This is a genomic window from Hymenobacter sp. APR13, from assembly GCF_000737515.1.
Classification (GTDB): domain Bacteria; phylum Bacteroidota; class Bacteroidia; order Cytophagales; family Hymenobacteraceae; genus Hymenobacter.
Genome location: NZ_CP006587.1, coordinates 249,196 through 264,213, shown reverse-complemented (window position 1 = coordinate 264,213; position 15,018 = coordinate 249,196). Strand labels below are relative to the sequence as shown.

Genomic DNA, 15,018 nt, shown 5'->3' with positions numbered 1-15,018 from the left:
TTCAGCCATATAAACCAACAAACTATGCCCAACTCTACGCTCACCCCTGAAAAGCGCCTTTTCCTGAAAGACCGGGAATTAGGGGCCTTGCTGGAAATCACGCAGGCCATCAACCAGGACCATAGTGAGGGGGCCCTCTACAAAATCTTCCAGTTCACGCTGCTCGGCCAGCTCAACATCCGGCGGCTGGTGCTCTACGTGAAGGAAGAGGGCCAGTGGCAGTGCGTGGTGTCGTTTGGGGCAATGCTGCCTGATTTCCGGCGCGTTCCGCTGCCCGAATCGGTGCTGCGCGGCACGGGTGGGCAGCCGGCTGCCCTGGCCGGTATGGGCCTGGGTACGGAGTGGAGCATGCTGGAAGCGGTGATTCCGGTGGTGCGCAACGACGAGGTGGTGGCCTACGTGTTCATCGGCAACGTGCACGAGGACTACGCCAGCGGCGAGGCGGCCAAGTTCCTGGAAACGCTCAGCAACATTCTGCTCGGCGCCATCGACAACCGCCGCCTGGGCCGGCAGCGGGTGGCGGCGGCCGCCATGCGCAAGGAGATTGAAATTGCGCAGGAAGTGCAGACCATGCTGTTTCCGCGCAAGCTGCCCAACGACGCCCACGTGGCCGTGGCCGCGTCCTATGTGCCCCACACGGCCGTCGGCGGCGACTACTACGATGTGGTGGACATCGACGCCAACCGCTTCCTGTTCTGCGTGGCCGACGTATCGGGCAAAGGCGTGGCGGCATCGTTGCTGATGTCGAACTTCCAGGCCGGGCTGCGCACGCTGCTCCGCCAGCAGGTTGATCTGGCTACCATCGCGCAGGAGCTCAACAACCTGATTTTCCGCAATGCCGGCGGCGACAAGTTCATCACCGTGTTCTTTGGTGTCTACGACCGCGCCAGCCGCGTGCTGCAATACGTAAATGCCGGCCACAACGACCCGCTGCTGGTGTTCGACTCGGGCCAGGTGGAGCGCCTGCGCGAAGGCACCATCATGCTGGGCGTAATGGACGAACTGCCGGGTCTGAAAGTGGGGGAGGTGCATATTCCCGGCCGCGCCCTGCTGCTCAACTACACCGATGGCCTGACCGAGGTGTTCGACGCCAACCAGGAAGAATTCGGCGAAGAAGGCATCCTGGCTCTGCTGGCTCAGAATCGCTACCTACCCCTCAAGCGCCTGCACGAAGCGCTGCTGGCCTCCATAAAACGCCTACAACGTCAACGGCAGCCAGTTCGCCGACGACGTGACGATTCTGAGTTGCCGGTTTAAATAGGGCCGCAAGGCCGTCATGCAGAGCGGAGCGAAGCATCTCGCCAGTGTGGAATTACTACACTAGCGAGATGCTTCGCTCCGCTCTGCATGACGGCCTTGCGGCCCTACTCTTAGGGGCCTTACTTCGCCTTCCCCGCCACGAAGTTGAGGCCGAAGAACAGGTTTTCCTTGAGCAACGAGTTGCTGCGCCAGAGGCGGCCTTCGCGGGCCATGAGCTGCTGGGAGTTGCCGTCTTTGAACATGAACGGCGGAAACAGGCGGATGTACTGCACGTCGGCGGGGTAGATGTGCAGGTGCTGCTTGGCCAGCTCGCGGCGCCAGGTGGCCAGGTCGCGGATGTTCTCGTTGCCGAGCAGGATGTTTTTCTGCAGCTGCTCGTCGTAGATTTCGATGATGCGCTTGTTGCCGCGGCGCAGGTACAGCTTCAGGTTCTGCGCCACGTTGCCGCCGTTTTCCTCCACGATAATCAGGTTGCCGGCCGGCTTCAGGGCCGAGTGGAAGATGCGCAGCGCATCCTGCAGCGGCTCTAGGTGGTGCAGCGTATCCTGGATGATGACGTGGTCGTAGGAGGCCGGCGCTGGGGGCGAATCGAACAGGTTTTCGTAGCTGTAGGTGAAGCCCGACACGTCGCCGAACTGCGACCAGTATTTCAAGCGCTCCGGAATGTGCTTGAAGTAGAACTCCAGGGTGGTGCCGTGCACCTTGTAGCCGTTGAGGGCCAGGAAAATAGCCGTGGTGCCATAGCCGCAGCCGCAGTCCCAGATGGCGGCCTCGGTGCTGGGCAAGTGGTCGAGGATGTAGTGCAGGCGCTGCGTGACGTAGGACTTGCGGAACTCGAAGCTGGCCGGATTCTCTAGAAACTTATAGTAGCTGGTCAGGTGCTGATTGCTGCGTAGTTCGTCCAGAAACAGCTCAAAGAATTCGTTAACCGTCATTGTCAGTCGCAAAAGAAAGGAAATAGTTTCAGGCCTTGCCGGCTCGGCGAAGGTACATGCTAAACGACAACTGCCGCTATACTCAGGCCCGGCATGTATAGAATAAGGGCATACAAGCGGGATAAGTCGCTAGAGCTGCGGCGGTGCCGTTTGGGCCTGCTCGTCGTCTTCCATCCACAGCTGCACCCGGATCAGGATAGCCATGGAGATGTAGTAGAAGGAGCCGATTTTATCGACTTCCACCAATTCATTCAGCAGCAGATGGAATACCGTAATGACCAGCGACAAGCCGGCGGCCATCACGAGGCGGCGGTGCTGGGCGGTCTGGGCGCGGTGGTAGAGGCGCTCCACGAGCAGCAACGCCGTGAACACCAGCGCCACAAACAGCAGAAAGCCCGGCACGCCCTGCTCGGCCAGCTGCAGCAGGAAGTAGTTGTGGGTGGTCGACTTTTCCGGGTTGTCGCTCACGTAGGTGCGGAAGCTGCGCACGGTGTAGCGCTTGTACTCAGGGTAGAACGTGGAGGGGCCGCTGCCGGTCAGGGGCTTGTCGGCAATCATGTGGGCCGCCGCCACCCAGCGGTACACCCGCTCCATGCCCGACACGTCCTGCAGCTTGTAGGTGGCCTCCAGGTGTTTCTCGAAGTTACCGCCGTTGAAGATGGTTTTCTCGAACTCCGGCGCGTACAGCATATACGTGTTGTCGCGCACGAAATAGGCCGTGGTGAGCAGCGTGCCCACGCTGGCCACCACCAGCACCACCCGCGTCAGGCGCAGCCGGATGATGCCGTAGTACAGCCCGGCCACCACCAACGACAGCATGGAGGCGCGGGTGTAGGAGAGCAGCACGCCGCCCACCGCCACCAGCACCACCGCGTACCAGAGCCAGCGTGCGCCGCGGGAAGTGGCGTCGCGGGCGGCGTAGAAGGCCAGTGGCACCAGCAGCGCCGCCGTGGCCGCGTACAGCACGTGGTTGTGGTAGAAGGGCTGAATGGCCCAGTTGATGGAATCGAAGCCGAAGCCCTTGGCGGCGTGGCGCAGCATGGTGTACACCACTGTAGCGCACACGCCCGCGGCAAATAGCGCTACTATCCGCCAGATATCCTGGGGGCGGCGCACCACGGCCAGCGTCACGAACACGAAGGGCACGATGTACCACGTCTTGGCCAGCAGGTACTTCACCGACTTGAGCGTGTTCACGGAAAACGCTGTGCTTACCACCGACCACAGCAGCGCCAGCCCCATCAGCACCACCAGCGGGTGCGTCCAGACGCGGGCCGGCACTTGGCTCCGGCCCAGCAGCACGCTCACCACAAAGCACACCAGCAGCACCAGCAGCAGCGGCTCCGAGGGTACGTCCATGCTCAGGCCGCCGGGCAGCGCCACTTCCACCGAAAAGGCCAGCGTGGCCAGTAGAATGTAGTACACCCAGCGCCAGTCGACGAGCAGCACCGCCACCCCCAGCGCCGCCACCGGCAACGCCAGCCACCCCGACGAGCGCAGCATCGCCGCCGCCCCACAGCTCAGCAACAGCCCCACAAACGCCATAAACAGGCGCTGGTCGGTGAAGTGCGGCCGCAGAGAGGACAGGGGTTTCATTTAGGGCTTGGGGCTTGGGGCTTGGGGCTTAGGGAATAGGGCCTGGGGTTCAGTGATAGGACGTTAAGCTGATGAATAACCTAACCCCCAGGCCCTGTTCCATAAGCCCTAATAACTAGTTCTTAATTGACAGATTGCCGCGGTATAGCTCCAGCAGGGTGATGAAGATGACGGCGAAGGCGAAGGTCACGAGTACTGATGACAGCACGATAAACCATCGTACCGGCGCGGCTTTGCGGGTGGCGGGGTAGGCTTCCTGCACCACATAGATGCTGGAAATCTTGCCGCTGATGCTCAGGCTGGCCGATTCGTAGTCGCCACGGGCCTTGATGAGGCGGGTCTGGATGTCGTTGAAGCGGGCGTAGAGCGTGTTCATCCGGTCGTTGCCGGCCGTGTAGCTTTCCAGGTTGAAGATATTGCCGCCGTCGGCGCGGGTGAGGGCACGCAGGGCGCGGCGCAGGCCAGCGGCCTTGCTGCTGTTGCCTTCGCCTTCGGCCCGGCGCAGCGCGTTTTCGGTTTCGATGATTTCCTTGGCCAGATACCGGGATTCCAGGGCCAGGCCATACACGCCGTAGCGGCGGCGGCCAGCCAGCAGGCTATCGTAGGTGCTCTGGTACTCGCGCTCCAGGAAGCTGCGGCGCTGGTCGTAGAGGCCCAGCACCTTGCGGCGGTTGGCAAACGTGAGCTGCTGGTTGACGGAGTCGATGCTCTGCACCATGGCATTCACGATGCGGGCGGCCAGCACCTTGTCGGTGTCCAGGAAGGTCAGCTCGATGGCGTCCCGGTCGTTGTGGACGATGTTGAGGTTGCTGCTGAACTCGTTGAGGGCGGCGTTGTCAGCAATGTCGTCGCCGGCCTGGCCCACGCCGTAGTGCTCGTGCAGCTTGAAGCGGCGGATGATGCCCTCGGCCACCGGCTGCGACTGCCCGATGGTGATGACCCGGTCCAGGTCTTCATTGCGGCCGCCTAGCTCCAGCTTGCCGCCCTCCGTCACAATCCGGTCGGGGTCGGTAGTATTGGGGTTGGTGGGATAGAACACCGAGGTGGACTTGTAGACGTTGGGCATCAGCAGGGCCACCACCGCACTGACCACAAAGGCCAGCGCCACCGCGCCGAGCACCAGATACTTCCAACGATTGATAACCGGCCACAGGCCCAGCAGCGAATAGGAGCGGGATGACATAGAGGGGCGAAAAGACAAGCTACTGCGGTATTGCCGGCCTGCCGGCCACACCACAACGCAGCAAAGCTAGTGTAATCAGGCATTACATGTAGCATAGGCTTCAGCCTGTGCCGGCTTCAGCTCCAACTCGCTTTCCAAAAAGGAAGAACTATAGAGTGGACGGTGAAAATCTGTAGGCTGGTGGCATTCCGCCTTTTGTACAGAGCGGGCAGGCGGAAGTCTGGCACCGGCGGAAGCCTATGCTACATTCCTTGTAATTTCGCGGCCCATCTTCTATTCCCGGCCTGTATCAAACGCTTTTTCGGAAATATCAGCTTCGTGGTGCTGCTCAACCTGCTGGTGAAGCCGGGCTGGGTGATGGTGGAAAGCCTGGTGCAGGACCGGCTGGGCCACGCGGCGTTCGGCACGTTCACGGCGTTGTTCACGCTGGCCACCATTCTGGCGCAGGTATCCGACCTGGGTACCACCCAGCTCACCACCAAGCGCGTCGCCGCCAACCCCGACTTCCTCACCGAGTACTTCCCGACGCTGCTGCCCCTGAAGGGCTGGCTGTCGGGGCTGTTTCTGCTGGTTACGCTGGGCATTGGGTGGCTGCTGGGCTACCGCGGCCACACGCTCACGCTGCTCGGCCTCACGGCGGGCGGTCTGCTGCTGGCGCAGTACACGCTGTTTTTGCGGGGCGTGCTGCAGGCCCACCAGCGCTTCAATACCGATGCGCTGCTGTCGGTGCTGGAGAAGTTTCTGCTGCTGGGGCTGGTGCTGCTGCTGGTGCCCATCGGCATTTCCCTGGACCGCTATGTGGGCGCCCGCACGCTGGCGGTGGGCTTCACATTTGTGGTGCTCTACGGTGTCATTGCGCGGCTCTACGGGCGGGTGCGGTTTCGGCTGCAGCTGGGCCAGGCCCGCACGGTGCTGCGTGCTAGTCTGCCGCTGGCCTTCATCACGCTGGTATATGGGCTGAACGAGCGGATTGACATGCTGATGCTGGAGCGGCTGGTGTCGGCGCAGGAGGCCAGCTACTACGCCGCTTCCTACCGCTGGCTGGATACCATGATGATGTACCTCTGGACGGTGCTGCCGCTGTTTTTCGCCAAGTTCGCCCACGCCACCGGCCGGCCCCAGGAGCAGAAGGACCTGCTCTGGTTCGGGCAGCGCGTGGTTACGGTGCCCATGCTGCTGATCTGCGGCTTCGTGCTGTTTCGGGGCGAAATCCTGTTCTGGCAGTTCACGCACAGCACGCCACCGGAAGTGGCCCGCATGGCGCTCTGCCTCAAGATTCTGTTCGTGAGTGTGTTGGTGCACGCCTTCTTCGCCATCTACAGCACCCTGCTCACCAGCACCAACCACGAGCGGCCAGTGAGCTGGCTGGTGGGCCTGAGCATTGTCCTGAACGTGGGCCTGAACCTGGTGCTGCTGCCGCGCCTGGGGGCGGTGGCCGGCGCTATCAACACGCTGGTGTGCGCCGTATTTGTGTCGGTGGGCTACCTGTGGCTGGTGCACCGGCGCACCGGCGTGCCGGTGCCGTGGGCGTGGCTGGCCCGGCTGGCGCTGGCCTTCGGGCTGCTGTGCGCCGTGTGGGCGGGCCTGCAAATGAGCCTGCAGCTGCACTGGCTCCCCGAGTCGGTGCTGGCCGGCCTGAGCTTCGTGGCCATCCTGTTCCTGACCCGAATCGTGCGCGTAGCTGAGCTACGGCAGTTGCTGGGGCGGTGATGGGGTGATGAAGTGATGAGGTGAGTGGTGATGGGGTGAAACCCTGTCATCCTGAGCAGAGCGAAGGACCTTATCACGTCTGAACGGCAAGCGGTAAAACCACTCTTCTTATCCCATACGATCCTTCGCTCTGCTCAGGATGACAGCTACCTTTGTCACCTGTCACCTGTCACCTGTCACCTGTCACCTGTCACCTCATCACCTCATCACCAAATTGCACATCGCCGTAAACACCCGTTTTCTGTTGCCCGGCGGCCAGCTGGAGGGCATTGGGCGCTTCACGTTCGAGACGCTGAAGCAGCTGGTGGCGGCGCACCCCGAGCACACGTTTCACCTGCTCTTTGACCGGGCCTTTGATGCGCGGTACCTGACGGGGCCCAATGTGGTGCCGCACGTGCTGCTGCCGTCGGCGCGGCACCCGTTTTTGTGGGTGGCGTGGTTTGAGGGGGCCGTGGCGCTGTGGCTGCGGCGGCACCGCCCGGCCGTGTTCCTCAGCCCCGACGGCTACACCACCCTGGCTACCCGCGTGCCCCGCGTCACGGTGTTTCATGATCTGGCCTTCGAGCATTTTCCCGAGCACATGAGCGGGCTGGAACACCGGTACTACCAGTTTTTCGCGCCGCGCTTTGCCCGGGCTTCGGCGCAGCTAGTGGCGGTGTCGGAGGCGACGCGGCAGGACCTGGTGCGCACCTACGGCATCGAGCCCGGCAAAATCCGGGTGGCCGGCAACGCGGCCGATGCGCACTTCCAACCCCAGCCGCCGGCCGTGCAGACGGCCACGCGGGAGCGGTACGCGGCCGGCAAACCGTACTTCCTGTTTGTGGGCGCCCTGCACCCGCGCAAAAACCTGACGAATCTGCTGCGGGCCTTCGACGCGTTCAAGCAGCGCACCGGCGCCACCACCAAGCTGCTCATCGTGGGCCGCACGGCCTGGAAAGCGGGCCCCATGTTCGACGTGTACCAGCAGCTGCAGTTCCGCCACGACGTGCACCTGACCGGCCGCGTAACGGAAGAAGAGCTGGTGCAGCTCTACGCCGCCGCCTACGCCACCGTCTACGTGCCCCTGCTCGAAGGCTTCGGCATTCCCATCATCGAAGCCCAGGCCTGCGCCTCGCCGGTTTTGACCTCCGACTGCAGCTCCATGCCCGAAGTGGCCGGCGGCGCGGCCCTGCTCGCCGACCCGCAGGATGCTGGCGCCATCACCGACGCGCTGGTGCGTCTGCACCAGGAGCCCACGCTACGTGCCTCGCTAATAGAAAAAGGCCTGCAAAACGTGCAGCGCTACTCCTGGCAGCACAGCGCCGAAGTGCTGTGGGAGGCAGTGCTGGCGGCGGCGAAGAAGTAACTGCTGGAGCTATGAGGCACGATAAATTTCTGCAGAGGCAAGGCTGTTTTCAACTTGCGAAATAATATCCGACGATTGCCGCTTATCGATGAACCCTTTCACCCAGATGCCAATCCCTGAAAGGATAATGCCATAGAAAATGATGTTGGACCCGTTTGTGTCAGTTGATATGGACGCCAGAAAGCTAAGAACCAATCCACAAATGGTGAATACCAAGCCAATAGTTTGAAACAGACTGCCACGTTTTAGTAGTTTCTTTTGAATATCAACTTGATACAATAAGAAGCTGCGTAAATACTCTGCAGCCAATTGCGGAGCTTCCTGTTCTGAGGCACCTTCTTCTAGCAGCATCTTAGCTACGCTTTCCGGGCTTGCGCCGGCGAGATACATTTCAGTAGCTTTTTTGTGACTGTACTTTTGCCGTAGCATAGCGCATGATTAGTTGCACTCAAATATAGAAACCCCATGCGTATCCACCGCCTCCCCGAAATCATGCAACGCTGGCTGCCGCACACCGAGTGGCGCGGGCCGGTGCGGGTGGGGGAGAAGCCGCTCTACCTCACTTTCGACGACGGCCCTATTCCGGAGGAAACGCCCTTCGTGCTGGAGCAGCTGGCCCGGCACAACGCCCGCGCCACGTTCTTCTGCGTCGGCGACAACCTGGAAAAGCACCCCGACATTGCCCGGCAGGTGCTGGCCGCTGGCCACCGCCTCGCCAACCACACCTTCCACCACGTGAGTGGCTGGCGGACGCCCTTGCCGCAGTATCTGCAGGAGGTGGGCCGTTGCCAGCAGGCGCTGGATGCGCTGCTGCCGCAGCCCGAGGCCCGGCCGCTGCTGCGCCCGCCCTACGGCCGCCTCACCCGCGCCCAGGCCGCCGCGCTGCACCCCAGCCACCGCCTCATCATGTGGGACGTGCTCACCTACGACTACGACGCCACCTATCCGCCCGAAACCTGCCTGCGCGCCGCCCTGGCCCACACCCGCCCCGGCGCCATCGTCGTGTTCCACGACAGCCGAAAGGCCCGCCAGAACCTGCGCGCCGTGCTGCCCCGCTACCTGGCGGCCTGTGTTGAGCAGGGGTATTCGTTTGAGTTGCTATAAGATTTTGCAGATGAGCACGACATTCAGAACGTCATGCAGAGCGCAGTGAAGCATCTCGCGTGCTGATGTTGTTTCACTAGCCCAGGGTTTAAACCCTAGGCTACGGAGCGGTTATCGTTCGACGATTTAACAACATCAGCACGCGAGATGCTTCGCTGCGCTCTGCATGACGTTCTTCCCTCGTCACCTCTCACCTGTCACCTGTCACCTGTCACCTCATCACCCCATCACCTCATCACCAACTTTGCTGTTCCTCACGCTTTTTCTTTCCGGGTGGTTTCTGATTCTGGCGGCTTCTACGCTGCTGCTGGCCACGCGGCGCGGGAGCCGGCCGGGGCCGCTGCCGCAGCCGTTGCCGCGCGTGAGTGTGCTGATTGCGGCCCGCAACGAGGCGGCGGCCATCGGGCGCTGCCTGCAGGCCATCCGGCAGCTAGAGTACCCGGCGCACTTACTGGAAGTGCTGCTCGGTGATGATGGCTCTACCGATGGCACCGCCGCCGTAGCTACCCAGGCCATGCAGGGCTTCGGCGGCACGTTTCGGGTGGTGCCCATCCGGGAAACGCTGGGCTTAGCCCGCGGCAAGGCCAACGTGCTGGCTCACCTCACCCACGCCGCCACCACCGATTTTTTCCTCATCACCGACGCCGACATTGCCGTGCCTCGCACCTGGGTGTCGTCGTTGCTGGCGCACGCGCAGCCGGGCATCGGCACCGTGACGGGCCTCACGCTGGTGCAGGGCCCGCGCCTATTTGATAAGCTGCAGGGTCTCGACTGGCTGATTTCGCTGGGGCTGGTGCAGGTGGTGTCGGATCTGGGGCGGCCCGTGACGGCCATGGGCAACAACATGCTGGTAACGCGCGCCGCTTACGAAGCCATCGGCGGCTACGAGGCGCTGCCGTTTTCCGTAACCGAGGACTTTGAGCTGTTCCGCGCCACGCTGCGTCATGGCTTCGGCTACCGGATTCTGTTCCGCCCCGAGGTGCTGGCCGAGAGTTTGCCCATGCCCACGTTTGGCGCGTTGCTGCACCAGCGCCGCCGCTGGAGCCGGGGCGTGGAAAGCCTGCCGTGGTGGCTGAAAGGCGGCTTGCTATACTACGCGGGCTTCTATCCGGCGCTGCTGGCGCTGGGCTGGCTGGCCGGGCCGCTGGCCGCCGGGCTGGTGCTGCTGGCCAAAATGCTGCTGCAGGGGCTGCTGGCCGCGCTCTGCTTCCGCCGCGCCGGCCGCCGCGCCCCGCTGCACCTGCTGCCGCTGTTCGAGCTCTACACGCCCGCCCTCACCGCCGCCCTGGCTGTCTTCCGCCTGCTGCCGCTCTCCTTTGACTGGAAGGGGAGAAGGTATCGGTAGGCTTTAGGGCATAGTGCTTGGTGAGTTGTTCAGGCGGGGCGCCTCACCCCCTGACCCCCTCTCCGAAAAGGAGAGGGGGCACCGGTTCTGCTCTTGATATATGAATCCTCCCTTGCTCTACACATACGGCTCTTGATTTGCTTTCTTCGTCTGGCTCCCCCTCTCCTTTTCGGAGAGGGGGCCGGGGGGTGAGGCGCCTCGGCCGTGCCGTTCGGCCGGCCGGGCTGCCCACCGTAACTTGCGCCCGCTAAGCCGGCACCGTTTCCACCCCAGTCCCTAAGCCCCAGGCACCAATCCCTAGGCCCTAAGCCCCAGGCACCAAGCACCAAACAATGCATTTCACCGATTCCCACGCCCACGTTTACTCCGAGCAGTTCAAGCCTGACCAGGATGATATGCTCAACCGCGCCTTCGAGGCCGGCGTGCAGACCATCATCATGCCCAACATCGACCACGAAAGCATCGACGCCATGCTGGAAACCGAGGCCCGGTTTCCGCAGCAGTGCCATGCCATGATGGGGCTGCATCCGTGCCACGTCACCAAAAACTTCGAGCGGGAGCTGTACGAGGTGGAGGACTGGCTGGGGAAGCGGCCGTTTGCGGCGGTAGGGGAGTGCGGCATCGACCTGCACTGGGACAAAACCACCCTCAGCATGCAGCAGGAGGCCCTACTCGTGCAGATCGAGCTGGCCAAAAAGCATCAGCTGCCGCTGGTACTGCACACCCGCGAGGCCTTCCGAGAAACCACTGACCTCATCGAGGCGGGGCAGGACGGCACGCTGCGCGGCGTGTATCACTGCTTCTCGGGTACCGTGGCGGAGGCCGAGGAGGCCATTCGGCTGGGCTTTCTGCTGGGCATCGGGGGTGTGGTTACGTTCAAGAACGTCGGCCTCGACAAGGTGCTGCCCGGCATAGCGCTGGAGCACCTGCTGCTCGAAACCGACTGCCCCTACCTGGCCCCGATGCCGCACCGCGGCAAGCGCAACGAGCCGGCCTACCTGCCCCTCATTGCCCGGCGCATCGCCACGCTGCTCGGCAAAACCGAAGCCGAAGTGGTGGAAGCCACCACCCACAACGCCCGGCAGCTGTTCAAGCTGTAGGCTAAGGCTGAATGAACGGTGTAGAGACGCAATGTTTTGCGTCTCGTCGTTGAACATCACCTCCAGACGATTAACGTAACAACATCAGCAGCGACGAGACGCAAAATATTGCGTTTCTACATCGTTCACGTAGCTCATTTCTGCCCTGTAGTAAGCACGGACTGGCTTTGCTGGAATGACGCCGCCCTGCCTACCTTGCTCCTCCAACCCAATCCTGCCCCGCCCTTGCTTTCTTCTGATTCCCGCCCCGAAACGGCTGTTCTCGTTATTTATACCGGTGGCACGGCCGGCATGGCTTACAACAAGCGCGGCGAACTGGTGCCGATGAACTTCGAGCAGATCCGCAAGAAGATGCCCGAGCTGCGCCAGCTCAACATGCAGGTGGAGGTGCAAAGCCTCGGCGAGCCGATTGACTCCAGCAACGTCAGCATTCAGGACTGGCTGCGCATTGCGGCCCTCATCGAGGAAAACTACGCGCGCTACGACGGCTTCGTGGTGCTGCATGGCACCGATACCATGGCCTACTCGGCGGCGGCGCTGAGCTTTCTGCTGGAAAACCTGGGCAAGGCAGTGGTCTTTACCGGTGCGCAGGTACCCGTGGGTGGCATCCGCACCGATGCCCGCCGCAACCTGGTTACGGCCCTGGAGTTTGCCGCCGCCCGCCACCCGCTGGCCGGCACGGTGCGCGTGCCCGAGGTAGGGCTGTTCTTCAACGATGTGCTGATTCGGGGCAACCGGGCCAAGAAGGTGGAAAGCCAGCAGTACAACGCCTTCCGCTCCGAAAACTACCCGCCGCTGGCTCGTGCCGGCATCGAGCTGGACTTCGACGACAAGCACCTGCGGCCGCTGCCGGCCGCCCCGCTGCGCGTGCACCAGCGCCTGTGCGAGCACGTAACCATTCTGCCGCTGTTTCCGGGCCTCACCGAGCGCATGGTGCGCAGCCAGCTGCTGGCCGAGGGCCTGCGCGGGGCCGTGCTCGAAACCTACGGCTCCGGCAACGCGCCCACCGCCCCCTGGTTTCTCAGGTGCCTGCGCGACGCCACCGACCAGGGCGTATACCTGCTCAACGTGAGCCAGTGCGAGGAAGGCCGCGTGCTGCAGGGCCGCTACGAAACCAGCGCCTACCTCACCGACCTAGGCGTGCTCGGCGGCGCCGACATCACCCGCGAAGCGGCCATCACCAAGCTCATGTACGTGCTGGGCCTGGAGCAGCCCGTGGCCGACACGCGTCGCCTGCTCACCCACGACCTGCGCGGCGAAATCACGCCGGCCTGAGGCAGATTCTGGCCCCGAATTGCGGGCGGGGCTTGTGTATCCGGAAAAACGGGTGTTATTTTGCGCCACCTAACCGCACCCAGAGAGGTGTCCGAGTGGTTGAAGGAGCACGCCTGGAAAGTGTGTATGGGTCTAAAGCTCATCGTGGGTTCGAATCCCATCCTCTCTACAGAAAGCCCCGTTTGCAAGCTGCAAACGGGGCTTTTTTATTGCTGCTCGATACGCTGGACATCAGCCGGTTGACAAGGGGGCCAGCTGCGTGCCAAACCGCACGGGTGAGAACTGCCAGTTGGGCTACGGCAGCTGGGCGGCGCCGTGAGGCCGGGTTAGGTTCACTACTTTTGGCGGGCTCGCCTGGGCGTTGTCGCCTGCATTCAGCTTGCGCCGATTATGTCTTATCCCGAAGACCGGCAAGCGTCAGTTGCCGGCTATGCTTCAAAATTCTGCTAGGCATAGCAGCCACAGCTGCTGCCAGAACCCAAGATAAGTTGTTCATGCGGGCGGCGCACTATAGGCATGATGTAGCTGGGCCGCCACTGCCACCAACTGTCCTCCAAGCATTTCACCTCATGAAAAAGCTGTTTTCCAATCTTACTGTGCAGGTGCTCACCGCCATTGCGCTGGGCGTGGCGGTGGGAGCACTGTTTCCCGCCTTTGGAGCCGCCCTCAAACCCATTGCCGATACATTTATCAGCTTGATTAAAATGCTGATAACGCCCATCATTTTCCTGACAGTAGTGCTGGGTATTGCGGGGATGGGCAGCATGAAGAAGGTGGGCCGTGTTGGCGGAAAGGCACTTCTCTACTTTGAAGTTGTGACGACGCTGGCCCTGGGCATTGGGGTGGTAGTGGCCAACCTGACCCAGCCCGGCGCGGGCGTACAGGCTACGGCCCAGGCCGTGCTGCAGGATTCGCAAAAGACCCAGGAAGCCGCCCGCTTCACCTCACAAGCCGGCGAAATGAACTGGGTGGAATTTTTCACGCACATCGTGCCCGACAACGTAGTGGGCGCATTCGCCAAAGGCGACATCCTCCAGGTGCTGCTGTTTTCGGTGCTGTTTGGCCTGGCGCTCAACCGCATGGGCGACTACGCCCAGCCCCTGATGAAGACTTTTGACCGACTCTCGCATGCCATGTTTGGGGTGCTGGCCATGGTCATGAAGCTGGCTCCGCTGGGCGCGTTTGGCGGTATGGCTTTCACCATCGGCAAGTATGGCATTGCCACGCTGCTGCCCCTGGGCAAGCTGATGCTGGTAGTATATGCCACCATGTTTCTGTTTGTTTTTGGGGTGCTGAACCTGATTTTGCGCTACTATGGGCTGCGGCTGATGCCGTATCTACGCTTTATCAGAGAGGAAATTCTGCTGGTGCTGGGCACCTCGTCGTCGGAGTCGGCGCTGCCACGCATGATCGACAAAATGGAGCGCTACGGCTGCTCCCGCTCCGTAGCTGGCTTGGTAATTCCGACGGGCTATTCCTTCAACCTCGATGGCACTTCTATTTACCTCTCGATTGCCGTAATATTTCTGGCCCAGGCCTTCAATATTCCGCTTTCCCTCACCCAGCAACTCACGCTTATCGGGATTTTGGTAGTCACCAGCAAGGGTGCAGCAGGCGTCACCGGCTCGGGGTTCATCGTGCTGGCGTCTACGCTGGCTGCTACCCGGGTTATTCCGGTGGAAAGCGTGGCCCTGCTGCTGGGAGTCGACCGGTTCATGAGCGAGGCCCGCGCTATTACCAACGTCATCGGCAACGGTATTGCCACGCTGGTAGTGGCCAAGAGCGAGGGAGAGTTCGATGAACGTCGCCACCAGCTGGCCCTGGCTGGCCGCTCGGTGCCCGAAGAGCTGACGCCTGAGCCGGCCGCCTTGTTGCCGCGCGTCGAGCGCCCCGACACCGCCGAAATCCCGAAGTAGCCGCTGCCTGCTTCTATCTGGCTGCCGGCATCCCATCCTGCTCACAAATTTTCCTAGCTCAGCCTGCCGGTGCGATGAGCGTTTTTTTGAGTAATTGATTGCCAAGAAACTCAGTCACAGTTCCGAATAAACGGTGGAGCAGCAGCCGAAGCCTCCACGCCGGCCAACGAAAAAAGGCTGTTCCAGTGCTTTTGTGGGAAATGAATGAACCCGATTGTTGGACAATTTGTATAAAGAACACTTGTTTCT

The 15,018-nt window shown here is 62.1% G+C and carries 12 protein-coding genes and 1 tRNA gene; 9 read left to right on the top strand and 4 right to left on the bottom strand.

Annotated features, from left to right (window positions below; translation table 11 throughout):
- Window positions 1-24 precede the first annotated feature (24 nt).
- Window positions 25-1,257, top strand: coding sequence for a PP2C family protein-serine/threonine phosphatase (locus N008_RS01045; RefSeq protein WP_231569762.1), 1,233 nt, complete (start codon window positions 25-27; stop codon window positions 1,255-1,257).
- Between the two features lie 122 nt (window positions 1,258-1,379).
- Here N008_RS01045 and N008_RS01040 read toward each other — a convergent pair whose 3' ends face one another.
- From N008_RS01040 to N008_RS01030, 3 genes are all read right to left on the bottom strand, one after another.
- The gene (locus N008_RS01040; protein WP_044013094.1) at window positions 1,380-2,195 is read right to left on the bottom strand and encodes a class I SAM-dependent methyltransferase; all 816 of its coding nucleotides are present in this window, start codon (window positions 2,193-2,195) and stop codon (window positions 1,380-1,382) included.
- A 129-nt stretch (window positions 2,196-2,324) separates the two neighbouring features.
- Window positions 2,325-3,791 (bottom strand): O-antigen ligase family protein, encoded by a 1,467-nt coding sequence (locus tag N008_RS01035; protein WP_044013092.1) that lies wholly within the window; start codon window positions 3,789-3,791, stop codon window positions 2,325-2,327.
- A gap of 115 nt (window positions 3,792-3,906) precedes the next feature.
- Window positions 3,907-4,974, bottom strand: coding sequence for a hypothetical protein (locus N008_RS01030; protein ID WP_044013091.1), 1,068 nt, complete (start codon window positions 4,972-4,974; stop codon window positions 3,907-3,909).
- Window positions 4,975-5,292: 318 nt separating this feature from the next.
- On the opposite strand from N008_RS01030, the gene N008_RS01025 reads away from it, so the two are divergent.
- Window positions 5,293-6,684: a polysaccharide biosynthesis C-terminal domain-containing protein gene (locus N008_RS01025; protein ID WP_044013089.1), complete on the top strand. Its 1,392-nt coding sequence runs from the start codon at window positions 5,293-5,295 to the stop codon at window positions 6,682-6,684.
- A gap of 214 nt (window positions 6,685-6,898) precedes the next feature.
- On the top strand, window positions 6,899-8,029 hold the full coding sequence (locus tag N008_RS01020; RefSeq protein WP_044013087.1) for a glycosyltransferase family 4 protein: 1,131 nt from the start codon (window positions 6,899-6,901) through the stop codon (window positions 8,027-8,029).
- Between the two features lie 9 nt (window positions 8,030-8,038).
- On the opposite strand, the gene N008_RS01015 is transcribed toward N008_RS01020, so the two are convergent.
- Window positions 8,039-8,419, bottom strand: a complete 381-nt coding sequence (locus N008_RS01015) for a hypothetical protein (protein ID WP_197062919.1) — start codon at window positions 8,417-8,419, stop codon at window positions 8,039-8,041.
- Window positions 8,420-8,494: 75 nt separating this feature from the next.
- Here N008_RS01015 and N008_RS01010 point away from each other — a divergent pair, with 75 nt between their 5' ends.
- The 6 genes from N008_RS01010 (at window position 8,495) to N008_RS00985 (ending at window position 14,769) form a co-directional block, all read left to right on the top strand.
- On the top strand, window positions 8,495-9,133 hold the full coding sequence (locus tag N008_RS01010) for a polysaccharide deacetylase family protein (protein WP_044013084.1): 639 nt from the start codon (window positions 8,495-8,497) through the stop codon (window positions 9,131-9,133).
- Window positions 9,134-9,299: 166 nt separating this feature from the next.
- On the top strand, window positions 9,300-10,478 hold the full coding sequence (locus tag N008_RS01005) for a glycosyltransferase (RefSeq protein ID WP_081910532.1): 1,179 nt from the start codon (window positions 9,300-9,302) through the stop codon (window positions 10,476-10,478).
- Between the two features lie 332 nt (window positions 10,479-10,810).
- Window positions 10,811-11,578: a TatD family hydrolase gene (locus tag N008_RS01000; protein WP_044013082.1), complete on the top strand. Its 768-nt coding sequence runs from the start codon at window positions 10,811-10,813 to the stop codon at window positions 11,576-11,578.
- Between the two features lie 225 nt (window positions 11,579-11,803).
- Entirely contained in the window at window positions 11,804-12,853 is a 1,050-nt protein-coding gene (locus tag N008_RS00995; protein WP_044013080.1) for an asparaginase, read from the top strand.
- 81 nt (window positions 12,854-12,934) lie between these two features.
- Window positions 12,935-13,022: transfer RNA gene (locus N008_RS00990), tRNA-Ser, on the top strand.
- Between the two features lie 400 nt (window positions 13,023-13,422).
- Window positions 13,423-14,769 (top strand): dicarboxylate/amino acid:cation symporter, encoded by a 1,347-nt coding sequence (locus N008_RS00985; RefSeq protein ID WP_052381051.1) that lies wholly within the window; start codon window positions 13,423-13,425, stop codon window positions 14,767-14,769.
- The last annotated feature ends 249 nt before the right edge of the window (window positions 14,770-15,018 follow it).